The 23,083-nt window shown below is 70.4% G+C and carries 24 protein-coding genes; 15 read left to right on the forward strand and 9 right to left on the reverse strand.

The genetic code is table 11. The annotated features are described in order from the left end of the window. Positions 1 to 127: 127 nt before the first annotated feature. Positions 128 to 1,660 carry a carbohydrate kinase family protein gene (locus tag IU449_RS04740; protein ID WP_195000707.1) on the reverse strand — a complete coding sequence of 511 codons (1,533 nt, stop codon included), beginning with the start codon at positions 1,658 to 1,660 and terminating at the stop codon, positions 128 to 130. Positions 1,661 to 1,868: 208 nt separating this feature from the next. Between IU449_RS04740 and IU449_RS04745 the strand changes: the two genes are divergently transcribed. Then, entirely contained in the window at positions 1,869 to 2,291 is a 423-nt protein-coding gene (locus IU449_RS04745; RefSeq protein ID WP_195000708.1) for a hypothetical protein, read from the forward strand. A gap of 100 nt (positions 2,292 to 2,391) precedes the next feature. On the opposite strand, the gene IU449_RS04750 is transcribed toward IU449_RS04745, so the two are convergent. The 3 genes from IU449_RS04750 to IU449_RS04760 are packed head-to-tail and all read right to left on the reverse strand — an operon-like array spanning position 2,392 to position 4,795. After that, the gene (locus IU449_RS04750) at positions 2,392 to 3,507 is read right to left on the reverse strand and encodes a quinone-dependent dihydroorotate dehydrogenase (protein ID WP_195002321.1); all 1,116 of its coding nucleotides are present in this window, start codon (positions 3,505 to 3,507) and stop codon (positions 2,392 to 2,394) included. An 8-nt stretch (positions 3,508 to 3,515) separates the two neighbouring features. Next, positions 3,516 to 3,767: a DUF5703 family protein gene (locus tag IU449_RS04755; protein ID WP_195000709.1), complete on the reverse strand. Its 252-nt coding sequence runs from the start codon at positions 3,765 to 3,767 to the stop codon at positions 3,516 to 3,518. Beyond that, on the reverse strand, positions 3,767 to 4,795 hold the full coding sequence (locus tag IU449_RS04760) for a hypothetical protein (RefSeq protein ID WP_195000710.1): 1,029 nt from the start codon (positions 4,793 to 4,795) through the stop codon (positions 3,767 to 3,769). The genes IU449_RS04755 and IU449_RS04760 overlap by 1 nt, the downstream gene beginning before the upstream one ends. 146 nt (positions 4,796 to 4,941) lie before the next feature. Here IU449_RS04760 and IU449_RS04765 point away from each other — a divergent pair, with 146 nt between their 5' ends. The 4 genes from IU449_RS04765 (at position 4,942) to IU449_RS04780 (ending at position 8,564) form a co-directional block, all read left to right on the forward strand. Then, positions 4,942 to 5,301, forward strand: a complete 360-nt coding sequence (locus tag IU449_RS04765) for a hypothetical protein (RefSeq protein ID WP_195000711.1) — start codon at positions 4,942 to 4,944, stop codon at positions 5,299 to 5,301. A gap of 6 nt (positions 5,302 to 5,307) precedes the next feature. Beyond that, the gene (locus IU449_RS04770) at positions 5,308 to 5,874 is read left to right on the forward strand and encodes a hypothetical protein (protein ID WP_195000712.1); all 567 of its coding nucleotides are present in this window, start codon (positions 5,308 to 5,310) and stop codon (positions 5,872 to 5,874) included. A gap of 72 nt (positions 5,875 to 5,946) precedes the next feature. Continuing rightward, a complete protein-coding gene (locus IU449_RS04775) occupies positions 5,947 to 7,986 on the forward strand; it encodes an MMPL family transporter (protein WP_324188095.1) in 2,040 nt (679 codons plus the stop codon). A 113-nt stretch (positions 7,987 to 8,099) separates the two neighbouring features. After that, the gene (locus IU449_RS04780) at positions 8,100 to 8,564 is read left to right on the forward strand and encodes an NUDIX domain-containing protein (protein ID WP_195000714.1); all 465 of its coding nucleotides are present in this window, start codon (positions 8,100 to 8,102) and stop codon (positions 8,562 to 8,564) included. Positions 8,565 to 8,728: 164 nt separating this feature from the next. Here IU449_RS04780 and IU449_RS04785 read toward each other — a convergent pair whose 3' ends face one another. The 4 genes from IU449_RS04785 to IU449_RS04800 are packed head-to-tail and all read right to left on the reverse strand — an operon-like array spanning position 8,729 to position 12,757. Continuing rightward, a complete protein-coding gene (locus IU449_RS04785) occupies positions 8,729 to 9,601 on the reverse strand; it encodes a heme ABC transporter ATP-binding protein (protein WP_195000715.1) in 873 nt (290 codons plus the stop codon). Further along, positions 9,598 to 10,716, reverse strand: a complete 1,119-nt coding sequence (locus tag IU449_RS04790) for a FecCD family ABC transporter permease (RefSeq protein WP_195000716.1) — start codon at positions 10,714 to 10,716, stop codon at positions 9,598 to 9,600. Before IU449_RS04790 ends, IU449_RS04785 begins: the two co-directional genes overlap by 4 nt. Further along, positions 10,713 to 11,747 (reverse strand): heme/hemin ABC transporter substrate-binding protein, encoded by a 1,035-nt coding sequence (locus IU449_RS04795; RefSeq protein WP_195000717.1) that lies wholly within the window; start codon positions 11,745 to 11,747, stop codon positions 10,713 to 10,715. The genes IU449_RS04790 and IU449_RS04795 overlap by 4 nt, the downstream gene beginning before the upstream one ends. A 47-nt stretch (positions 11,748 to 11,794) precedes the next feature. Further along, positions 11,795 to 12,757: an aldo/keto reductase gene (locus tag IU449_RS04800; RefSeq protein ID WP_195000718.1), complete on the reverse strand. Its 963-nt coding sequence runs from the start codon at positions 12,755 to 12,757 to the stop codon at positions 11,795 to 11,797. 220 nt (positions 12,758 to 12,977) lie between these two features. On the opposite strand from IU449_RS04800, the gene IU449_RS04805 reads away from it, so the two are divergent. The 6 genes from IU449_RS04805 (at position 12,978) to IU449_RS04830 (ending at position 18,885) form a co-directional block, all read left to right on the forward strand. Further along, a complete protein-coding gene (locus IU449_RS04805) occupies positions 12,978 to 13,907 on the forward strand; it encodes an undecaprenyl-diphosphate phosphatase (protein WP_195000719.1) in 930 nt (309 codons plus the stop codon). 53 nt (positions 13,908 to 13,960) lie between these two features. After that, complete coding sequence (locus IU449_RS04810; protein WP_195000720.1) at positions 13,961 to 14,695, forward strand: histidine phosphatase family protein; 735 nt, start codon at positions 13,961 to 13,963, stop codon at positions 14,693 to 14,695. A 53-nt stretch (positions 14,696 to 14,748) separates the two neighbouring features. Continuing rightward, positions 14,749 to 15,339, forward strand: a complete 591-nt coding sequence (locus IU449_RS04815; protein WP_067856709.1) for a DUF3090 domain-containing protein — start codon at positions 14,749 to 14,751, stop codon at positions 15,337 to 15,339. 3 nt (positions 15,340 to 15,342) lie between these two features. Further along, positions 15,343 to 16,167, forward strand: coding sequence for an SCO1664 family protein (locus IU449_RS04820; RefSeq protein ID WP_195000721.1), 825 nt, complete (start codon positions 15,343 to 15,345; stop codon positions 16,165 to 16,167). Positions 16,168 to 16,422: 255 nt separating this feature from the next. After that, positions 16,423 to 17,661 (forward strand): cysteine--1-D-myo-inosityl 2-amino-2-deoxy-alpha-D-glucopyranoside ligase, encoded by a 1,239-nt coding sequence (mshC, locus tag IU449_RS04825; RefSeq protein WP_195000722.1) that lies wholly within the window; start codon positions 16,423 to 16,425, stop codon positions 17,659 to 17,661. Positions 17,662 to 17,799: 138 nt separating this feature from the next. Beyond that, entirely contained in the window at positions 17,800 to 18,885 is a 1,086-nt protein-coding gene (locus IU449_RS04830; RefSeq protein WP_195000723.1) for an MBL fold metallo-hydrolase, read from the forward strand. A 124-nt stretch (positions 18,886 to 19,009) separates the two neighbouring features. Here IU449_RS04830 and IU449_RS04835 read toward each other — a convergent pair whose 3' ends face one another. After that, positions 19,010 to 19,483, reverse strand: coding sequence for a nitroreductase family deazaflavin-dependent oxidoreductase (locus tag IU449_RS04835; RefSeq protein ID WP_195000724.1), 474 nt, complete (start codon positions 19,481 to 19,483; stop codon positions 19,010 to 19,012). A gap of 335 nt (positions 19,484 to 19,818) precedes the next feature. Between IU449_RS04835 and IU449_RS04840 the strand changes: the two genes are divergently transcribed. Genes IU449_RS04840 through IU449_RS04855 form a run of 4 tightly spaced genes read left to right on the forward strand, consistent with a single transcriptional unit; the run spans position 19,819 to position 22,925 of the window. Continuing rightward, complete coding sequence (locus IU449_RS04840) at positions 19,819 to 20,226, forward strand: TOBE domain-containing protein (RefSeq protein ID WP_195000725.1); 408 nt, start codon at positions 19,819 to 19,821, stop codon at positions 20,224 to 20,226. A 26-nt stretch (positions 20,227 to 20,252) separates the two neighbouring features. Continuing rightward, positions 20,253 to 21,038, forward strand: a complete 786-nt coding sequence (gene modA / locus IU449_RS04845; protein ID WP_195000726.1) for a molybdate ABC transporter substrate-binding protein — start codon at positions 20,253 to 20,255, stop codon at positions 21,036 to 21,038. Then, positions 21,035 to 21,847, forward strand: a complete 813-nt coding sequence (gene modB, locus IU449_RS04850) for a molybdate ABC transporter permease subunit (RefSeq protein WP_416382099.1) — start codon at positions 21,035 to 21,037, stop codon at positions 21,845 to 21,847. The genes modA and modB overlap by 4 nt, the downstream gene beginning before the upstream one ends. A 28-nt stretch (positions 21,848 to 21,875) precedes the next feature. Beyond that, positions 21,876 to 22,925: a sulfate/molybdate ABC transporter ATP-binding protein gene (locus IU449_RS04855; RefSeq protein ID WP_195000727.1), complete on the forward strand. Its 1,050-nt coding sequence runs from the start codon at positions 21,876 to 21,878 to the stop codon at positions 22,923 to 22,925. Positions 22,926 to 23,083: the final 158 nt, after the last annotated feature.

Consider the following 23,083-nt stretch of genomic DNA (forward strand, 5'->3'; position numbering starts at 1 on the left):
CGTAGCTCACTCATCGTAGCCATAGGTCCACCGTTGTGGAGTCCGTTACGTCCCGAATCCGGGGAGGCTACGTCCCGAATCCGGGGAGGCCGCACCTTCCGCCCGGCTGCTCCTCCCGTCACCTGCGCTAGCTCCGGAGGTCGGCGATGCGGTCGATGCGCTCGGCCACAGGCATGGCGTCGGGGATGTCACCGAAGGATTGCGCGGCGGCCATCGCCGCGCTCGCCCAGAGGAAATCTTCGGGGGTCGCGACCCAATCGTGACCCGCGAGACGATAGGCGAGCGCCGCGGTGAACGCGGCGGCCGCGCCGGGAGAATCCTCCACCCGCACCGCCAGCGCGGGGGCGATGTCCAGCCGAACACACGCCGAACGCACGTGGCAGTGGAAGTGCTCGATGACGCAGACGCAGCCGACGCCGAGCGCGCGCAACCGGGCAATCACCTGCGCTTCGAAGACGTCGGGATCGTCGTAGCCTTCGCCGGTGAAGTCGACGCCGGGTGCGAGCAGCCGCGCCAGTTCGCGCCTGCTGCCGATGAGATAGTCGATGCGGTCGAAGAATTCGTAGTAGTACTGCGGCGCCGGGACCGGGGGCGCGGCGTGCACGAACAGCCGCGGACGGGGCGCGGCGCGCACGGTGCGCAGGATGTGTTCGAGCACCGAGGTGGGGTGTTCGAGGGTCACGAAGAGTGCGTCGCTGTCGGTGAGCGCTTCGATCACTTCAGCGGTGGAGAGGTCTTCGACGGTCAGGCGGACGCTGTCGGCGTCGTGCTCGATGGTGGCGAAAGAGCCGGTGGCGGTGACGATCACGGCGCCGACGGGAGTGGGTTCGGCGGGGACGGTCTTGAGGTACCTGACCCCGACCCGGTGACGGTGCAGGTAGCCGGTGATGCGGCGGCCGGCCTGATCGTCGCCGACGGTGGCGACCAGTTCGGCGCAGAACCCGAGCCGGGCGGCGGCGACGGCGCGGTTAAGTCCTTTGCCGCCGATCTTCTCGGTGAAACTGCCTCGGGCGGGCGCGCTTTCGCCGGGTAGGTGATCGGTGCGGTAGATGTGGTCGATGACGGCGTCACCGATGACGATGACCGTGCCGCGCGAGGGCGCCACGGTACGGGCGTCGCTGTCGGCGCGGCTGTCCGCATCGTCGGACGCTCCGTTCAGGGACAGCATGTTTCGTCCGTACCCCGGGTCGGAGTCCAGCAGGGCGGCCAGGTCGGTGAAGGCGCGGTGTTCGGGGCTGGTGCGCAGATGACGGGCGGTGAGTTCGGGGGGATCCGGTGTGGCATCGGCTAATTCATGTAGCCGTGTCCACTGCTCGGCGAGGTAGGCGCGACGTTCGCCGAGGTCGGCGGCGTAGAGGCGGTCGAGGTCGATCTCGGCGTGTGCCCGGTCGCGCCACCAGCCGAGGGCCAGGGCGGCGTCGACGATGAATCGCTTGCTGGGATCGAGCTTTTCGGCGAATTCGCGCACAACGGGCGAGACCACCAGGCGGGGATCGACCACGCCGTCGCGGTGCGCGCGGCGCCTGATGACCGGCAGGTCGAGCAGGGGGGAGATGTCGATCTCTGTGGTGCGCAGGCGATCTGCGCTCAGGCCGGAGCGTTTGCAGAGTCTGGTGAGGATGTTGCGGACGACGACGGTCCCCGGTTGTTGCGCCGTCATCGACGATCGCCCCTTCGCTGGTGCCTGGGTAAAGCTGCCCGCGTAAAGCCCTGTGGCCGTTCGGCCACTGTTGTTACGGTGAATTCTGCCAGTGTCACGGCAAATGCCGCATCCGAACCGGCAACTGCCGAAAATGTTATGGCATGGACCGTTGCGACCCGTCACACTGGGACTCAGGTGACGCATCGCCCCCCGAGGGAGGCAGCCCATGAACAGCTTGTTCGCGCATATCCCGGCCACGCGCCTCCGGATCGACGCAACGTCGATGACCAGCGAGGTGAGCCCCGAACGGGCGGCGCGCGAATCGAGAGCGGGGCCCCGCTGCTGGCGATTGAGCTGGCTGCCGGATCGGTGGCTCTCGCGCAGGCAGGCCTTGGCGGGCATGGAACTGGATGTGCTGGTCAGCGAGCCGGACCTGGTCGACGATCGGATCGTGTTCGCGATGATGGAAACGCGCGCGGATCTGCTCGGCATCCCTGTTCAGGACGCGCTGATCCGGATCTGGGAACGGATCGTGCGGCGCCACCACGAGCGATACGGCCCTCCAGGACCCGATGTGCGGGAATGGCTGGAGTTGCCGCCGGATTTCGACACCGGCAGCAACCGGCGGGTGTTCCCCGAACACGCATGATCACGCGCCGGTGAGTCCCGGCCCGGTGGATCGGACTATTCAGGCGCAGCATCTCCGCGGATGCTGCGCCTTCGTCGTCAGCAGAGTACGGACTCCTTCGTCAGGAAAGTCCGGACTCCTTGTGGCCGAGTGCGGCACGATCGCCGGCGCCGACGGCTTCGGCGATGGAGGTGTATCCGTCGCGGCGCAACCGCTCGGCGATGCCGCGATGGATACGGCGGGTCCAGAACGGGCCGCCGTAGATGAACCCGGTGTAGCCCTGCAGCAGGCTGGCGCCAGCGAGGATGCGTTCGTAGGCCTGGTCGGGGGTCTCGATGCCGCCGACGGAGACCAGCGCGAGCCGGTCGCCGACGCGGCGGTGCAGGCGGCGCAGCACTTCCAGGGAGCGGGCGGCGACAGGGGCGCCGGAGAGTCCGCCGACGCCGATCTCGGCCACGGTGGCGGCGTCGGTGCGCAGACCGGTGCGGCCGATGGTGGTGTTGGTGGCCACGATGCCCGCCAATTCCAGCTCGACGGCGAGGTCGGCGACGGCGTCGATGTCCTCGTCGGACAGATCGGGAGCGATCTTGACCAGCACCGGCACCGGGCGGCCGCTCTCGGCGACGGTGTCGAGCACGGTGCGCAGCAGCGGACGCAATGATTCGACCGCCTGCAGGTCGCGCAGGCCGGGGGTGTTGGGAGAGCTGACGTTGACGACCACGAAGTCGGCCAGCGGGCCGAGCAGGGCGGCGCTGGTGGCGTAGTCGGCCGGGGCGTCGGCGGCGTCGACGATTTTCGTCTTGCCGATGTTGGCGCCGAGGGGGACGGTGGCGACGCGGGCGCGCAACTGGCGGGCGGCCGCGGCGGCGCCGTGGTTGTTGAACCCCATCCGGTTGATCAGCGCGCGGTCGGCGGGCAGCCGGAACAACCGTGGTGCGGGGTTGCCGGGCTGGGCCTGGGCGGTGACGGTACCGATCTCGGCGAATCCCCAGCCGAAGGGACCCCACACGTCGACGCCCTCGGCGTTCTTGTCGAAGCCGGCGGCCAGACCCAGCGGCGCCCGGAACCGGACACCGAAGACGGTGTTGTGCAGGATCTCGTCGTCGACGACCGCGACGCGGCTGATCAGGACCCGCAGCGGCGCGAACCGGGCCGCCAGGCGCATCGCCGCGAACGCGAGGTGGTGGGCGCGTTCGGGCGGCAGCAGGAACATCAGTCGTAGCAGCAGCGCATACATCCTGCCCATCACATCCCCGGCTCGGGCGTGGGTAGTAGGGCGCTCTTGCGGCGGCGCAGCAGCACCTTGCGGCTGCCGTCGGTGTAGGCGCGCACCCGCGACAGCTCCCAGCCGCCGAATTCGGCCTGGATGGCCAGGCGCATCGAGGCGGTCACCCTGGTGACCTCCCGGGGCAGCCGCAGCGGCACGTACTCGTAATCGTCGCTTTCCCCGCCGGTCTCCCAACCGGCGGGCAAAGCGCGGGAACTGCTGGATGCCATCACTGCCCTTCCTTCAGCTCGTCCGCCGGGATCCGCTGCAGACCGTCACCGGCGGCGGAGCCGACGAACAGGTCACCGGTGCGTTCGTCGACGGTGACGGCGTCGGGTTGACGCACCGTCGGATGCCGTCCGACCTCCTGCCCGATCCCCGTCGACAGATCGAATCCGACGACCTCGTTGCTCTGCGTGCACGTCACCCACACGGTCTCCGACCGGCGATCGTAGGCGAGCGCGTAAGGCGACGATCTTACCGGGAATCGTTGCCGCAGGACGAGCGGTCCGGTGCTGTAGACCAGCAACTCGGATCCGGCGGTGTCGGCGACCAAAACCCGGCCGAAGTGGTCGGCGATCATGTTCACCGCGCCGTCCCCGGCGCGCAGCGACAACCCGAGATGGTCCTGACCGGGGGTGATCTCGGTCAGCGAGGTCTGGCGACGGTCCAGCACGGCCAGGCGGTCGGCGGCGCGCACGACGACGTCGGCGGTGACCATACCGGTGACGGTGGTCCGCACCTGCCCGTCGGCGGTGACGGTGCGTACCCGCCCTTCGGCGTCGCCGACGACCAGACCGCCGTCCGTATCCGGCAGTGCCGTGCGCAGGTCGCCGTCCACGGCGGTCTCGGTGACGGCGCCGGTGGCGGCGTCCACCCGCAGCACCCGGTCGCGGGCGGGCACCAGGATTTCGCCGTCGACGCCCTGGGACAGCGCGGCGCCGGGCGCGGGCAGGGTCACCGTCCGCACGACCCGCGCGGCAGCGGGGTCGACGATCAGCAGCGAGGTGCCGGGGTCGGTGTCGAGCGCGGCGAGCAGGCCGGTGCCCGATTCGGCGAGCAGGGCGTCGACCGAGCCGGGGCCGGGCAACGCGAACAGGTCACCGGCGGGGGGGACAGTGGTCGCCGGGGCGGGGGCCGCGGTGGCCGGTTCCCTGGTCGGGACCTGGGCGCCGGGATCGTCGGACCCGCAGCCGGTGAGTACCAGCAGCGAGGCCACCACCACCAGGATCGGGGAAACCGGACCGCCTGGGCGCATCCACCGAACTCCTTCACCACCGGAACAATCGACACTCCATCTGACCACGGCACCCCGACACACCGACCGACCGGGGTCCGGCGGGTCGTGGTGTCGGTGATCGGCGTTACGGTGAACACACCAGCGTCCGACCCAGGGAGATCCGTGTGACCGCCGAGCAACGATCGGGGTTCGCCGTCGACGATGTGACTCTCGGCCGGTTCGCGCACGGATTCGGCACCGCCGAGGACGGCAGGCCGTTCGCGTTCCGCACCGTACGTGCCGTGCTGAGCTTGGAGATCTACCGCGCCGACCTCGAGGCGGGCGCCGTTCCCGGACCCGAGGACATCGTCGCGGTCGCGCAGGCACGGGTGACCGATGTCGACCTCGACGACGAACGCAGTGTGGTCGCGCTGGTCCGTGACCTGATCCCGGCGGCCGAGGCGGTGCAGCACGATCCGACCCCGCGCGGGGTGACGGTGCGGGCACTGCTGGGGCGGCTGGGATCTGTCCTAGATGGTAAGTAGGTAGTGATGCACACCACTCGTTCGTTGCAGGCCCGCCCGAGCGCGGCCGCCCGGCTCTTCCTCGGCGCTGCCGCGCTCGCCCTCGCCGTGGGCACGGTGACCGCCTGCGGTTCGGACACCGCCGACGACGCCGCCGTCGACGCGGCCCGCTCCAAGGCGGTCGCCGCGTTGTCGTCCTCGGCGGCGGCGACGTCCAGTTCTGTCGCCGCCCGCACGATCCCGACCGCCGCGGAACTCGACGCCCAGATCAAGCGGGCACTGGACCCGGCGCTGCCCGACAGCGAACGCACCGCCCTCATCGAGGACGGTGACGCCTTCCGCGACGCCATCCCCGACATGTACAAGGCGCTGCAGGACAACCCGCGCGCGATCTACGGCGTCACCGATCCGGTGTTCGACAACCGCGACGGCACGCTGACCGCGACGATGCGCCTGGACAAGGACGGCACCGGCACCGCGGTGCGCACCACCATCGTGCATTTCGTCTACCTCGACGACCGCTGGAAGATCTCCCGCGACGATCTGTGCGGCATCCTGCGTTCGGCCGACTACCGCACCCCGGCCTGCGGATAGCGCCCCGATCCTGCGATGTTGCATTCCGGTTCCCTGCGGTGGGGACGGTTCGTCCACCGCCATCGTTTCCTCGTGCTCGCCGTCGTCGCGTTCGCTGTCCTGGTGTCCGGCTGGTACGGCCGCGACCTGGGTGATCGGTTCACCCAGGAGGGCTGGTTCGACGAGTCCAGCGAATCGGTGGCCGCCGCGAAGCTGGCCGACTCCACCTTCGGCCGTGACACCGACTCCGACCTGATCCTGCTGTTCACCGCCCCCGACGGCGCCACCGTCGACGATCCGCCGGTGCGGGCGGCGGTCACCGGCTACCTCTCCGAGCTCCTGCGCGACTACGACGAGCAGATCCTCAAGATCGACAGTTATTGGGACAGCCCGTTCGCCGGGCAGGCCACCGACGCTTCCCGCACCCACGCCTTCGCCAGCGTCGGTCTGCGCGGCGACGGCGGCACCGAGACCGTCGAGAACTACCTCGAGATCAAACCCGCACTGGATTCCGGCGTCACCGGCGGCGGCCCCGGCGGGACGACGGTGCAGCTGGCCGGACTGCAACCGATCGTCGAGGGCATCAACATCGGCATGCAGAACGACATCAGGCGCGCGGAGCTGATCGCGCTGCCGCTGGTGGCGATCCTGCTGTACTTCGTGTTCGGCGGCGTGGTGGGGGCGCTGCTGCCGGTGCTGATCGGCGGCATGACGGTGCTGGGCACGCAAGGCATCCTGCGCGGCCTGACCGACCACATCGACGTCAATGTGTTCGCCAGTGCGGTGATGACGCTGGTCAGCCTCGGTCTGGCCATCGACTACGGGCTGTTCACGGTGACCCGATTCCGGGAGGAGCTGGCGGCCGGTCGCAGCGTGGAGGAAGCCACCGCGCGCACAGTCGCCACGGCCGGGCGCACGGTGTTGTTCTCGGCGGCGATCATCGCGGTCAGTCTGGCGGCGCTGTTCATCTTCCCCAACGGCGTGCTGCGCTCGGTGCCCTACGGCGGTATCAGTTCGGTGCTGCTGGCGGCGGTGCTGTCGGTGACGGCGTTGCCCGCGGCGTTGGCGATCGCCGGGCACCGGATCGATTTCCTCGGCTGGAAGCGGTTCTCCCGCACCAAGACCGAAGCCGAGATCGATGCCGGGTTCTTCTCGAAGCTGGCCCTGTTCTCGATGCGGCGGCCGTGGGCGGTGTCGCTGTCGATCGTGTTGGCGCTGCTGGCGCTGGCGGTGCCGTTGCGGCACATCGAGTTCGGCGGTATCAGCGAACGCTATCTGGCCTCCGACAACGCGGCGCGGGTGGCGCAGGAGGATTTCGACGAGCTGTTCCCCAGTTTCCGCACCGAACCGTTGAAACTGGTGGTAGTGGGCGCGGATTCGGCCCAGTTGGGCGAGATCCGCCATGCCGCCAACCAGATCCCCGGATTGACGGGGCGTTTCGAACCGGCCGCGCCGACCACCGACGGCATCAATGTCCTCGACGCCGGTCTGCTGGACAAACGCGACGCCGACGCGGTCATGTCGGCGTTGCGGGCGATCCCGGAACCGGAGGGGGTGCAGATCATGGTGGCCGGGGTGCCCGCGCTGGAACGCGACAGCATCAACGGCCTGCTCGACGGGTTGCCGCTGCTGTTGCTGATCCTGGTGTGCGCGGCGCTGGCGATCATGTACGCGGCGTTCCGGTCGGTGGTGCTGGCGGTCAAAGCAGTCGTGATGAGCGCTTTGAGCCTGCTCACCACGCTGGGCATCCTCACCTGGGTGTTCGTGCAGGGGCACGGCGCGGGTATCTTCGATTTCACGCCAGGGCCGTTGATGTTCGCGGTGCTGGCGTTGATCGTCGCGGTGATCTTCGGGTTGTCCACCGACTACGAGGTGTTCCTGCTCTCGCGGGTCAGCGAGGCCCGCGCGGGTGGCGCCGAACCGCAGGAGGCGATCCGGTACGGCATCGCCCACACCGGCAGTGTGATCACGTCGGCGGCGGCGATCCTGATCGTGGTGACCGGCGCGTTCGGGTTCTCGGATCTGGTGCTGATGAAGTACATCGCCTACGGCATGATCGCGGCGCTGCTCATCGACGCCACCGTCATCCGTCTGATGCTGACCCCCGCGGTGCTCAAACTGATCTGGAGATGAGCCGGGCGGCCACCCCGGTGCGGTGTGCATGTTCACAGCACCGGGGTGGCTACCTGCCTGTAAAGGATTTCCGGCCAACGCTTCTGGCGGAATATCCTGCCAGACTCGCAGTCATGAGCGACTACATCGCATGGCTGCGCGGATTCGTCGGCCACGCACCGATCCAACTGCACTACGCCGCCGCGGCCGTCATCGACAACGGCCAGGTGCTGCTGCGGCGCCGCGCCGAGGACAGACGATGGGGGCTGCCGTGCGGCACGGTCGAGTTGGGCGAGACGGTGCGTGACGCGGCGGTGCGTGAGGTGGCCGAGCAGACGGGCCTCGAGGTGAGAGTGAACGCGCTGCACGGGGTGTACAGCGGTTACCGGCACGAGTTCGCCAACGGTGATGTGGCGCAGACGATCACGACGGTGCTGCGCTGCGGGATCGTCGGCACCCGCGCGCAGCCGCCCGCCACGCAGGTGTCGGATCTGCGGTTCTTCGATCTGGACGAGGAACTGCCGGGGCCGCTGGTGGACGACCTGCACGCCGATGTGCTGGCCGACCTGCGCGCGGGCCGGGTCAACGTGCTGCGCTGATCGCGACGGACCGGTCGTCCGCGCGCGGCCGATGCGCTCGCCCCACGGATTCGGGTATGGGCACAGCCCCCCCGGAGCCACTGCTGCGGGCGGACGCGGCAGTTTTCGTGCGCAGCGACTCCACGGTCCTGCCGCACGGGTGACCGCGACTGGGCGGTCCCGTGTCAGCCGCGGGCGGGCAGAACGAGCTGGGCGCCGGTGAGCGGGTGGTCGAAGACGTCGACGGGGTGCTGGTAGACGCGGCTGAGCAGTGCGCTGGTGAGCACCTGTCGCGGTGGACCGTCGGCGGCGATGCGGCCCGCTTCCAGGACCGCCACCCGATCGGCGTAGGCGGCGGCGATGCCGAGATCGTGCAGGACCACCACGACCGCCGCCCCCGCGGCGGCCCTGCCTGCGGCGAGTGCCAGCACCTCTTCCTGGTGGCCGAGGTCCAACGCGGCGGTGGGTTCGTCGAGCAGCAGGGTCGGGGTGTCCTGGGCCAGGACGCGGGCCAAGGCGACGCGGGCGCGTTCACCACCGGAGAGGGTGGGGAAGGAGCGTTCGGCCAGGTGGGTGACATCGGCGGCGGCGAGGGCCTCGGCGACGATCCGATCGTCGTCGAGGTCACGGGGTGTGCGGGCCCACGGGGCGCGGCCCATGGCGACGACTTCGCGGGCGGTGAACGGGAACCCGACGGTGTGGCTCTGCGGCAGGACCGCGCGGCGACGGGCCATGTCCAGAACCGACCAGTGGGTGAGCCGGTGGCCGTCGAGTTCGACGTGCCCCCCACTCGGTGCGAGTTCACCGGCGAGGGCGGCCAGGAGGGTGGATTTGCCCGCGCCGTTGGGGCCGACGAGGGCGACGATCTCACCGGCGGCGACCTGGAAATCGACGGAGTCCAGGACGCGGTGGGCAGGTCCGGCTCCGCCGCGTCGCGACACCGTCAGGCCGGTCGCGCGCAGCGTGACCTGTCCCGGCTCGGGCGCGGTGGGCAGGTCGTGGCCGCGGGTGAGTGCGGTCAGGCGATGGCGCAGGGACAGGGTTTCGGTGGTGGTCATCCCCAGCCTCCGGATCGGGCGCGGGTGCGGCGCAGCAACCAGAAGAAGAACGGTCCGCCGACCAGGGAGGTGAGCATGCCCAGCGGCAGGTCGGCATTGTCGACCAGGGAGCGGGCGCCGACGTCGGCGGCGAGCAGCACGACCGCGCCGACGACAGCGCTGAGCGGGATCAGTACCCGGTGCCCCGGACCGACGACCATGCGCACCAGATGCGGCACGATCAAGCCGACGAACATGATGATGCCGGTGAACGCGACCCCGGCGGCGGCCAGCACCGCGACGATGACGATCACCGTGCGGCGCAGACTCTCCACGTCGACGCCCAGGTGCCGGGCCGCGGCATCGCCGAGGGCGAGCAGATCCAGCCGGGACGCCACGGCCACCGCGGCGAGCACCCCGCACGCGGTCAGCGCGGCCACGACGCCGACCGCTTCCCAGGTGGCGCCGTTGAGGCTGCCCAACTGCCAGAACACGATCTGATCGCGCGCCGCGGGCGAGGCGACGAACAGCAGATACGCGGTGACGCCGCCGGCGAAGGCGTTGATGGCCACACCGGTGAGCACCAGGGTCACCACCTCGGTACGCCCGTTGGCGCGCGCCAGCACATACACCAGCGTGGTCGTGATCAGCCCGGCGACGAACGCGGCCAGCGCCACCGACCACGCGGCGACGAACGCGCCACCGAGCACGATCACCGCGCCCGCGCCGACCGCCGCGCCCGCGGACACCCCGATCACGCCGGGCTCGGCCAGCGGGTTGGCGAACACGCCCTGCAGCAGCGCGCCCGCGGTGGCCAGTGCCGCGCCGACGAGAACGGCCAGCAGCACACGCGGGAAGCGCACCTCCCACAGCGTGACGTCACCGGCGGGGTGGGCGGGCATCGGTCCCCAGTCCAGGCCGATGCGGTGGAAGATGCTGCCCACGACTTCGGCGGGGCTGGTGGGCACCTGCCCGATCGCCGCCGAGGCCGCCGCCAGCACCACCAGCGCGGCGATCGCGACAGCGAAGGCGACGAACGCGCGGGAACGGGTGTGCCGACGCGGCGCCGGTGGGGTTGTCAACTCGGGGCGGGGGCCGGTGGTGTCGACCGCACCGACCTCGCTGCGGCCGCTCATGCCTGCGCGCCGTACACCGCGTCGGCGAGAGCTTGCACCACCCGGCCGGTGTTGGGGCCGAAGCTCAACAGCACCGCGTCGGACATGTCCACGACGCGCCGGTCCGCACCCGCGGGGGTCTGGGCGATGCCGGGAACTTTCAGCAGCCCGTCCACGCCGCCCAGGGAGTTCAGGCCGTCGGTCATCACCAGGATCACGTCGGGGGCGGCGCTGATCATCGCTTCACTGGTGATGGCGGTGAACGGTTCGGTGAGCCCGGCCGCGGTGCCCGCGTCCTCCCCGCCGATCGCGGTGATCAGTGAGTCCGCGCCCGAGCCCGGCCCGGCGAGCATGGTGATGGCGCTGCTGCGCAGATACAGGAACGCGATGCGCGGCCGATCCTGCTGCGCGGGGACCGCGGCGCCGGCGGCGGTGATCTCCTGGCGGGTGCGTTCGGTCAGCGCCTGCCCCTGAGCGGGGACACCGAGGGCGTCGGCGACAGCCTGGATCTGCGTTCCCACCTTGTCCATGCCACGTTCGGGGTCGAAGTAGACGACGGTGATGCCGACCGAACGCAACTGTTCGCGCACGGCGGGGGAGGCACTGGTGGTGTCGGTGAGGAACACCGTGGGCCGCAGCGCCAGAATCGCTTCGACGTTCAACGTCCCGCTGCCGCCGGTCACGTTCGGCACGTCCCGCACGGCCGGGAACGACGCCGCGACGCTGCGCCCGACCAGCCGATCGCCCAAGCCGAGCGCGTACACGGTCTGGGCGAGCGTGCCGAAGCGGTCGGCGGCGACGATCCGGTCGGCGGAGGTGACGGTCACCTCGGCGCCGTCGAAGGAACGCACGGTCACCGGCAGTGTCGGTTGCGGGGCGGGACCGATCGGGACGGGATCCAGATCGGCGAGGATCGCGGTGGTGGGACCGGTGCCGGTGGCTGTGCCGGAACCACCGGACCCGCAGCCGGTCACCGCCGCGAGCACGGCGAGCGCCAGCGCCATCAGCAGCAACCGCACCGAACCGGACCCGACACCGTCGCGCACCTTCATGAAGGCGAGCCTAATATGCGCGCCGCGGTGTGGCCCGCGCGCGGACCTCAGTCGGTGCGCGCGCTCACATCGTCGAGCGCGGCGGCGATGGCGCGCGGCAGCTCCAGCGTTTCGGCGGCGAGCACACCGGTGAGCTGACCGATGTCGCGGGCGCCGACGACCATGCTCGACACCCCCGGCCGGTCCCTGATCCAGGCCAGCGCCACCGCGAGCGGGGAGGTGCCCAACCCGTCGGCGGCGGTGACCACGGCGTCGACCACACGGGTGGCGCGTTCGTCGAGGCGGTGCCGGATCTCGGCGGCGGTGGCCTCGTCCGCGCCCCGCGAGTCCGCGGGTACCCCGTCGCGGTATTTGCCGGTGAGGATGCCCCCGGCCAGCGGCGCCGACGCGATCACCCCGACCCCGTGATGCGTCGCGGCCGGCACGAAATCGGATTCCGCGCCGCGCGCGAGCAGCGAGTACGGCGCGTGCGCGGTGACGATCGGCGCGATCGCGGCCAGGCTCGCCAGCTGCCACGCCGAGTAGCCGCGTACCCCGGCATAGCGGGTCTTGCCCGCCCGGACCGCGTGCTCGAGGGTGTCGGCGATCTCCTCGAGCGGGGTGCGGGCGTCCCAGGCCGAGACATGCCAGAGATCGAGGTGGTCGGTGCCGAGTTCGAGCAGGGTGCGATCGAGTTGCCGCAGCAACCCGCGTCGGGAGGTGTCGACCCAGGTGCGCGGCGCTGCGGGCAGATCGGCCTGGGCCGTGGCGGTGACCGGGTGCACGCCCGCGCAGCCGCTGATCACGAGCTCGTCCCGCGAGACCAGGTCGCCGAGTAGCTCGGCGAGCATGTGCTGGGCCGCGCCGCCGGTGTAGGCGGGGGAGGTGTCCACCAACGTGCCTCCGGCTTCCAGGAACGCCGTCAGCTGTCCGGCCGCGTCGTCGGAGCCGGTGTGCGAGCCCCACGTGTGCGTGGCCAGGCCTATCCGCGACACCCGCAGTCCGCTGCGTCCCACCGTGCGTTGTTCCATCACCTGATCCCCGTCTTCGTCACCCGGCAAGCCTAAGGTGTTCCGGGTCCGGTCGAGCTCACCCGCGCCCGGGCGAACATGTACTGTCGCTGCGGTGATCGCGCCGGTTCTCGCCGGCCCGGTCGCGCCGCGAAACCAATTGCCCAGCGGCGTAACGAGTTTTCGGGCGAGAGCTGTTTCGGGTGAGAGATATGACGTTGGAGGTTGTGTGGTCGAGTCGATGACCTGGGTTCAAGCGCTGGTACTCGGGCTGGTCCAGGGATTGACCGAATTTCTGCCGATCTCCTCCTCGGCGCACCTGCGCATCGTGTCCTCGGTGTTCTTCGGCGCGGACGCGGGCGCGTCGTTCACCGCGGTCACCCAGCTGGGCACCGAGGCCGCGGTGCTGGTGTATTTCGCCAAGGACATCTGGCGCATCGCGGTCACCTGGTGCACCACCGTGTGGGCGAAACTGAAGGCCGCGATCGGTCCGAAGGTGCCCGTGCACGATCAGCCCACCACCCGACTGCCGGTCATGACCGCCGACAACCGGCACCACTTCGCGCTCGAGGCGCAACGCGAACTCGACTATCGCATCGGCTGGTATGTGATCATCGCGACCATCCCGATCGGCGTGCTCGGGCTGCTGTTCAAGGACGAGATCCGCACCGGCGCGCGCAACCTGTGGCTGGTGTCGTTCATGCTGATCGCGTTCGCGCTGGTGATCGCGGCCGCCGAGTACTACGGCGTGCAGAAGCGTCCCCTGGACAAGCTGACCACCCGCGACGGCCTCGTCATGGGTTTCGCCCAGTGCCTGGCACTGATACCCGGTGTGTCCCGTTCGGGCGCGACGTCCTCGGCCGGTCTGTTCCTCGGTCTCGAGCGCGAGGCCGCGGTCCGGTTCTCGTTCCTGCTGGCCATCCCAGCGGTCACCGCCTCGGGTCTGTTCTCCCTGCCGGACGCCTTCGAACCCGCCGGGGAGGGACTCAACGCCTCGGGCGCGCAACTGCTGGTCGCCACGCTGGTGTCCTTCGTCGTCGGCTACATCTCGGTGGCGTGGCTGCTGAAGTTCGTGGCCAAGCACTCGCTGAACTGGTTCGTCGGCTACCGCATCGTGCTCGGCCTGATCATCATGGGCCTGCTCGCCGGCGGGGTGATCTCGGCGACATGACCTCCCGCCGCACACCCCCGACCGGCCGCGCCCGGCCCCGTTAGGCTGATCGCATGACGGTGATCCTGTTGCGCCACGGCGTGTCCACGTCCAACACCGCGCGCACCCTCGCCGGCCGCAGCCACGGCGTGGATCTCACCGAGCACGGCGACGAGCAGGCACGCGCGCTGGCCGACCGGCTGGCCGCACTGCCGATCCGCCACATCGTCGCCTCGCCGCTGCTGCGCTGCCGCCGCACCGTGGCCCCGCTGGCGGAGAAGCTGTCGCTGGACCCACACGAGGACGAACGGATCGTCGAGGTCGACTACGGCGACTGGACCGGCAAGGTCATCGCCGACCTGCTGAAGGAACCGCTGTGGAAAGTCGTGCAACGGCACGCTTCCGGGGCGGTGTTCCCCGGCGGCGAGGGGCTGGCACAGGTGCAGCAACGCGCGGTGACCGCGATCCGCGAACACGACCGCGTCTTCGCGCAACGGCACGGTCACGACGTGCTGTGGGTGGCGTGCACGCACGGTGATGTCATCAAGTCGGTGCTGGCCGACGCACTGGGCATCCACCTGGACGGCTTCCAGCGCATCGTGGTGGAACCGGCCTCGATCAGTGTCATCCGGTACACCCCGCACGCCCCCTACGTGTGGCGGATCAACGACACCGGCACCGATCTGGGCGCGCTGGCCGCGGTACGGGAACCGGCCCCCGACGCCGAGCGGGAGCATCCGTCCGGACCGGTGCCCGGCGGCGAGGTCGGCGGCACGGCGGGGACGGATAATGGGAATGCGCGGCGGTAGCGATCACCCGGCGTGGGTAGTCGATCAGAGACATCGATCTGGAGGAGGTGCTGATGGCACGAGCGATCCATGTATTTCGCACTCCTGATCGGTTCGTCGCCGGGACCGTCGGTGAGCCCGGTGATCGCGCGTTCTACCTCCAAGCCGTCGAACAGCCCCGCGTGGTGAGCGTGCTGCTGGAGAAGCAGCAGGTCAAGGTGCTGGCCGACCGGATGGGTCTGCTGCTGGACGAGGTGGCGCGCCGGTTCGGCGCCGAGGTTCCCCCGCAGGCCGAGGACGTCTCCGACACCGACCCGCTGGTGACCCCGATCGATGCCGAGTTCCGGGTCGGCACGATGGGTTTGGGCTGGGACGCCGACGCGGGCGCGGTGGTCGTGGAATTGCTGGCGATCACCGAGACCGAGGTCGACGAGTCGGTGGTGCTCGACGACACCGAGGAAGGTCCCGACGCGGTGCGGGTGTTCCTGACCCCCGAGCAGGCGCGGGAGTTCGCGTTGCGTTCGGCGAAGGTCATCGCCGCCGGACGCCCGCCGTGCCCGCTGTGCGGGGAACCGCTCTCGGCGCGTGGGCACATGTGCGTACGCACCAACGGCTACAAACGCGGTGAGATCTTCGGCGCCGCCGATGCCGAGGACGAGGAGTGAGCGGTGAGCGAGCCCGACCGGCTGCGCACCGGTGAACTGAGCGTGATCGGCCGGATCAGCACTGCCAGCAACGTCACCCTGGTCTGCGAGATCGCCGCACCCGACCTCGACGACGTGTCCGCGCCGCTGCGGGTGGTGTACAAGCCGGTGCGCGGGGAACGCCCGCTGTGGGATTTCCCCGACGGCACCCTCGCGGGCAGGGAAGTCGCCTCCTATCTGATCTCCGAGGCGATCGGCTGGGGCGTCATCCCCGAAACGATCCTGCGCGAGGGCCCTTACGGGCCGGGCATGGTGCAACGCTGGGTGGAAGCGGCCGACCACCACACCGACGTGAACCCCGGTCACCCCCCGCGGCTGGACCTGGTGGACCTGTGCCCACCGGCCGCGGTGCCCGACGGCTTCCGGGAAGTGCTGCGCGCGCTCGACGACACCGGCGAGGAGGTCTCGCTCATCCACGCCGACGACCCGCGTCTGCACCGCGTCGCCGTGCTCGATGTCATCCTCAACAACGCCGACCGCAAGGGTGGGCACGCGCTCGAGGGTGTCGACGGCCAGGTCTACGGTGTCGATCACGGCATCTGCCTGCACCGGGAACACAAGCTGCGCACGGTGTTGTGGGGGTGGGCGGGCGCCCCGATCGACACCGAACTGGTCGAGGACATCACCGCCTTCGCCCACACGCTGTCCGGGCCGCTGGCCGACGCGCTGGCCGAACACATCACCGACGCCGAGATCGACGCGCTGAGCCGACGCACCAGCGAACTGCTCGACCACCCGGTGATGCCGCGCCCGCGCACCGGACGCCCCATCCCCTGGCCGGCGTTCTGACCCCGCCGCTTCGCCGGCGGGCGGAACCGACGCCGGGCGCCGCGTCCTGAGGTCCGCGAGTGGCGTGGCTGGTCGCTGGGGCGGGTGCGAAGTTCCGGCGGCTGCTCTCTTCGGATCCGCCGGCGCGCAATCGTTGACCGTCGCCGAAGGTTTGCCGGTCACGGCAGGTGGCGGCCCTCACATCAGCGGGGCTGGGGCGTCGGCAGCGACGGGGTGTGCGGCGGTGCCGCTGTCACGACATCTACTCTCGACATCATGCAGTCCTGGTCCGATACCGCCCTACCGACCGTTCCCGGAGCAGGGCCGCCGTTGCGTTTGTACGACACCGCCGACCGTCAGGTGCGTCCGCTGGCGCCCGCGGCGACGGCCACCATGTACGTCTGCGGCATCACGCCCTACGACGCCACCCATCTCGGTCACGCCGCCACCTACCTGACCTTCGACATCATCAACCGGGTGCTGCGCGACAACGGCCACGACGTGCACTACGTGCAGAACATCACCGATGTCGACGACCCGCTGTTCGAACGCGCCGAACGCGATGGCGTGGACTGGCGTGACCTGGGCGACCGCGAGATCGAACTGTTCCGTACCGACATGTCCGCGCTGCGGGTGCTGCCGCCGCGTGATTACGTGGGCGCGATCGAATCCGTCGACGAGGTCGTGGAATTCGTGCAGAAGTTGCTCGCCAACGGCGCCGCCTACACCGTCGAGGACCCCGAGTTCCCCGACATCTACTTCCGCGTCGACGCCACCGAACAGTTCGGCTACGAATCCGGTTACGACCACGAGACCATGCTGCGGTTGTTCGCCGAACGCGGCGGCGACCCCGACCGCGCGGGCAAGCACGACCCGCTGGACGCGCTGCTGTGGCGCGCCGCCCGCCCGGGCGAACCATCCTGGCCCGCCCCGTTCGGTCCCGGCCGCCCCGGCTGGCACATCGAGTGTTCGGCGATCGCGATGAACCGGCTCGGCCCGCAGCTCGACATCCAGGGCGGCGGCAGCGATCTGATCTTCCCGCACCACGAATTCTCCGCCGCGCACGCCGAATCGGTGGTCGCCGGACGCCGTTTCGCCCGCCACTACGTGCACGCCGGACTGATCGGCCTGGACGGCGAGAAGATGTCGAAGTCCAAGGGCAATCTGGTGCTGGTGTCGAAACTGCGCGAAGCCGGGGTGGATCCGGCCGCGATCCGGTTGGGCCTGCTGGCCGGACACTATCGCCAGGACCGCATGTGGACCGACGCGATCCTCGACCAGGCCCTGCTGCGCCTGGCTCGCTGGCGGCATGCCGCCGCTCTGGCCTCCGGTCCGTCCGCCGAGGACACGATCGCCCGGTTGCGTCAGCATCTGGCCGACGACCTGGACACTCCCAAAGCACTCGCGGCGGTCGACAACTGGGTGCACGACGCCACCGAGTACGGCGGCTCGGACACCGCCGCGCCCGCCGCGCTCGCGGCCGCGGTCGACGCGCTGCTCGGCGTGGATCTGTGACCCTGGGATCGGCGTGAATCCGTGTCCTGCGGTGGGCGTTGTCCGCGACCTCCGGCCGGGGGAGATCGCGCCCCCGGTCCGGGTCGAACTGGGCCCGACGGCTTGCTCGCGGGGGATCTCCCGTGATGTGGTGCTGACGTGTGCAGCATCGATCCCCGTCATCTGATCGGACGCGCCGCCGCGCTCGGCGCCGGGCTGATGGCCGCGCCGCCACCGTTGGCGGCCGTGCAAGCGGGCTCGCCGCGCTGTGTGGCCGCACGGACCCGGTTCTTCGGCGCCGATGTCGTCGACCAGGTCACCGGCGCGGTGCGCACCGATCGGGTGGTGCTGTCGTGGGTGGGGTGTACCACCTACGCGGTCGCGATCGGTGGCGCGGTGCTGCTGTTGGACGCGTGGGTGCCGAGCCTGACCAGTTCCGGTCACGTGCCCGCCACCGCGCAGGATCTGGCCGATCTGCGCCCGGAGGCGATCTTCATCGGCCACGGCCATTTCGATCACGCCGCCGACGCGGGCCCGATCGCCGCGGCGACCGGCGCCACGGTCTACGGCACCGCCGAGCACTGCGCGACGGTCCGCGCGCAGGTGCCCGGCGCCTGGTTCCCGACGGTGGGGCTCGGCGATGCCCGCACCCCGATCGGCCGTCGCGAGGACCGCACGGTCGGTCCGGTGCGTCTGACGGCGGTGCGCCATCTGCATTCCGCGCGCACGCCCACCGATCCGGCCACCGCCTCACCGCGCTTCTTCCCCCGCCCGGAGCTGGGCCCGATCCTGCGGCATCCGCCATCACTGTCGGATCTGCGCCGCACTCTGCCGCGCCTGTTCGACCGCGAGGGCGGGGTGCTGCTCTACCAGTTCCGTGTCCCCGGTTTCGCCCTCACCTGGCACGATTCCTCGGGCCCGCTGTGTGAGGCCGCGCCGCAGGTGCTCGATGTGCTGGCCCAACTACCGCCCACCGATGTGCACATCGGCGCCGTGCAGGGCTACAACCAGATCAGCAACGGCCTGCGCGACCCCCGCACCTACATCGAGGCCCTGTCCCCGACGGTGTTCGTGCCCACACACCACGACAACTGGCTGCCCGGCCTGACCGCCTCGGCCGCCACCTACGACCGGCCGCTGACCGCCGAAATCGACCGCCTCAGCGGCCCGCTGCGCCCGCAAGTGCGCTCGCTGCACGACCCTCAGGACTATCTCGCACCGCACCGTCTGACGTTCTCGCTGTAACCGGCGGGTCCGCCGCCGGATTGTTCCGCGCTGCCGGGTCGTTGTGGCTTAGGCGTAAGCCGCGACACCGTGGGCGAACACAGCGCCCACGGTGGCCGGTGGCGGCGGGCGATACTGCGGGCGGTCAGACGGCGGTGAGGCGCACGAGCGGGTAGCGGCGATCGGATCTGCGCTGGTACTTCTCATATCGCGGCTGCTCGCGCACGATGCGGCTCCACGCCCGGTCGTAGTCGGGGCCGTCGAGCCGGTGCGGGCGGACCGGGCGCGGTTGGGAGCCGCTGAATTCGATCGCGGCGTCCTCTGGGTTGGCCATCAGGTTCGCGTACCTGTCGGGATGCCGGTCGCCGCCGCCGGAGGCGATGATCAGCCAGGAGTTCTCGCCGTCGGCGAACCAGGCCAGGGGGGATTCGCGATGGGCGCCGCTGCGGCGGCCGGTGGTGTGCAGGATGAGCACGTCCATGCCCATCATCCGTCCGCCCTTACGCCGCACGCGGGTGACGGTGCGGGCGTTGGTCGTGCGCTGGAACCACAGCGACAGCCGCCGCAGCGGCCCGGCGGCCCGTTCGTCGCCACTTGTCGTGCGCTGTTCTCCGGTCATGTCCGGCCACCTCCGGTCGTGTCGTGAATGCGTCCATCAATCCAGGTCACCGAGCGATGACCAGATACCCGACTTCTCGACGATCACGCTAGAGCCGCCACCCGGCGCACGCTTCTCGATTCCTGACCGGTCCATCGCGTGTCGAGTCGCGGCTCGGGGCGCGCACGCTGTATCTGTTCGATTCCCGAGCCACACGGTCGCGCCGAAGCTCCGGCGGCGGCCCTCGGCGATCGACGCCGCCGGAGCGGCCACCACGATCCCGCCGGAGGGAAGTGCACCCATCTACGCCGAGTACGCCGCACGGATTCCGCGGATACGGGAATATACTGCCGATCATGTCGAATCTGCGGATCAGTGAGGTCGCCGAGCTCGTCGGAGTCAGCGACGATACCGTGCGCCGTTGGATCGACCAGGGACGCCTGGCGGCGATCCAGCTCGATTCCGGCCGCAAAGGTGTCAGCGGCCGCGATCTGGCCGAGTTCCTGCGCGCGCACGCCGAGGCTCCGGCGGTGGGCGCGACGGTGGCGGCGTCGGCGCGCAACCGGATGCGCGGGATCGTGACCAGGGTGGTCAAGGACACGGTGATGGCGCAGGTGGAGATGCAGGCGGGGCCGTTCCGGCTGGTGTCGCTGCTCAGCCGCGAATCGGTGGACGAACTCGGGCTGGAAGTCGGCAGCGTCGCGGTGGCATCGGTGAAGTCCACGCATGTCGTGGTGGAGATTCCGGAAGGGCTACGGGGATGAGACTGTCGGCAGAAGCGGTCAGGGGGATGACGAAGGTACGTGGCGCGCGGCTCGTGACGGCGGTCGTGCTCGCCGGCGCGGTCCTGGTCGGCTGTGGCTCCGAGGCCGGCACCGAGTCCGGTGCCGGATCCGCGGTGTCGGGCGCGGTGACGGTGTTCGCGGCGGCGTCGCTGACGGAGGTGTTCACCGAACTGGGGCAGCGGTTCGAAGCCGCCAACCCCGGCGTGGACGTGGTGTTCAGCTTCGCGGGCAGCTCCGCGCTGGCCCAGCAGATCGCCGCGGGCGCTCCGGCGGATGTGTTCGCGTCGGCGGCCGAGAAGAACATGCGGCAGGTCCGCGACGGCGGGCAGGTCACCGCCGAACCGGTCGTATTCGTGCGCAACCGCCTCGAGATCGCCGTCCCCTCCGGAAATCCGGGCGATGTCACCGGCCTGCCCGATTTCGCCGAGCCGGACAAGAAGATAGCGTTGTGCGCCGAGCAGGTGCCCTGCGGTGTGGCCGCGGCGAAGGTGTTCGAGGCCGCGGGCATCACCCCCTCGCCCGACACCCGCGAGCAGGACGTGAAGGCGGCTCTGACCAAGGTCACCCTCGGTGAGGTCGACGCGGCGCTGGTGTATCGCACCGATGTGCTGTCGGCGGCGGAGAAGGTCGACGGCATCGACTTCCCGGAATCCGCGGCGGCCGTCAACGACTATCCGATCACCCCGCTGGCCGACGCGCCGAATCCGGCCACAGCGGCGGCGTTTGTCGACTTCGTGACCTCCGAGCAGGCCGAACCGGTCTTCACCGCCGCGGGATTCGACCTCCCGTGACCACTGCGGCGCGACGACGGGCAGTGCGTGGGCGGCGCCCGCTGGTGCTGATGCTGCCCGCGGTCTGCGGACTGGCATTCCTGCTGATCCCGCTGCTCGGGCTGCTGTCGCGCGCCCCGTGGACGACGATGCCGGCCCGGCTGTTCAGCGCGGACGTCGGCCAGGCGCTGCGGCTTTCGTTGATCTGCGCGAGTGCGGCCACGGTGATCTGCCTGGTGCTGGGGATTCCGCTGGCATGGTTGCTGGCACGCGCGCAGGTGCCGGGGGGCGGGCTGATCCGCGCTCTGGTCACGGTGCCGCTGGTGTTGCCGCCGGTGGTCGGCGGCGTGGCGCTGCTGCTGGCTCTGGGCAGGCGCGGATTCATCGGCCGCTATCTCGACGAGTGGTTCGGGGTGTCGCTGCCGTTCACCACCGCCGGGGTGATCGTCGCCGAGGCGTTCGTGGCGATGCCGTTCCTGGTGATCTCCGTGGAGGGCGCGCTGCGAGCCGCCGATCCCCGGCTCGAGGAAGCCGCTGCGACGCTGGGGGCGGGCCGCTGGTACGCCTTCCGCCGGGTGACGCTGCCGTCGGTCATGCCGGGGGTGATCGCGGGAGCGGTGTTGTGCTGGGCGCGCGCGCTCGGCGAGTTCGGGGCGACCATCACCTTCGCGGGCAATTTCCCCGGCCGGACCACGACCATGCCACTGGCGGTCTACCTGGCCCTGGAGTCCGATCCCGAGGCCGCGATCGTGCTGAGCTTGGTGCTGCTGCTGGTGTCGGTCGCGGTGCTCGTCGCCCTGCGGGAACGCTGGATCCGGGGCGCGGCATGACCTCGCGGCATACCACGGCGGGTGCGCGATGACCTTGACGGCCCGATTACAGGTCACCAGAGGCGAATTCGCTCTCGACCTGCCGCTGCGGGTCCACGCCGGTGAGGTGGTCGCCCTGCTCGGCCCCAACGGCGCGGGCAAATCCACCGCGTTGCGGGCGCTGGCCGGGCTGCTCGCGCTCACCGACGGCCACCTGCGGCTGGACGAGCACACCTGGGACGCGCCGCCTTCGGTGTTCGTGCCGCCCGAGCAACGGCGGGTCGGGATGGTGTTCCAGGACTATCTGCTCTTCGGACATCTCTCGGCGTCGGACAATGTCGCCTTCGGCCTGCGCGCGCGTGGGCTGCGGCGCGGCCCGGCGCGTGCCCGCGCGGCGGACTGGCTCGCACGCGTCGGGCTGACCGAGGTGGCCGACCGCAGGCCGGGGGCGCTGTCGGGTGGTCAGGCGCAGCGGGTCGCGCTCGCGCGCGCCCTGGTCACCGAGCCGCGGCTGCTGCTGCTGGACGAACCGCTGGCCGCGCTGGACGCCGCCACCCGCTTGCAGGTGCGCACCGATCTGGGACATCACCTGCGCGACTACCCCGGTCACACGGTGCTGGTGACCCACGACCCGCTCGACGCCATGATCCTGGCCGACCGGCTGATCATCGTGGAGGACGGGCGGATCGTGCAGCAGGGCGCCCCGGCCGAGGTCGCCGCCTGCCCGCGGTCGGAGTACGTCGCTCATCTGATGGGGCTGAACCTGTATCGCGGCCGCGCCCGTGGCAGCGTGGTCGATCTCGACGGTGGCGGTCACCTCACCATCGCCGAGCCCGCCGAAGGCCCGGTGTATGTCACCTTCGCGCCGCACGCGGTGGGTTTGCATCAGCTGCGTCCGGCCGGCAGTCCACGCAACAGTTGGCCGGTCACCATCGCCGGGCTCGAACAGCACACCCACACCACCCGCGTCCGGCTCGACGGAACCCCTTCGGTGCTGGCCGACATCACCGCGGCCACCGTCGCCGAGCTGCGCCTGAGTCCTGGGCAGCAGATCTGGGCCGCGGTGAAAGCCACCGAAATCCGCTCCTATCCCGCCTGATCCACCGTCATGCGGGGGTCCTGACCGCACGCGGGTCGAAACGGGATGCGGTGCTACCTGACGGTCGGTCCGGAGACTCCTTAGCCGATGCCGTCGCGGGCGCCCACGGTCCCCTTCGTTCGTCTGCGCGCCGATCCGGTGTCGCCTACATTCGATTG

Origin of the sequence: Nocardia higoensis, from assembly GCF_015477835.1 — a bacterium.
GTDB lineage: Bacteria > Actinomycetota > Actinomycetes > Mycobacteriales > Mycobacteriaceae > Nocardia > Nocardia higoensis_A.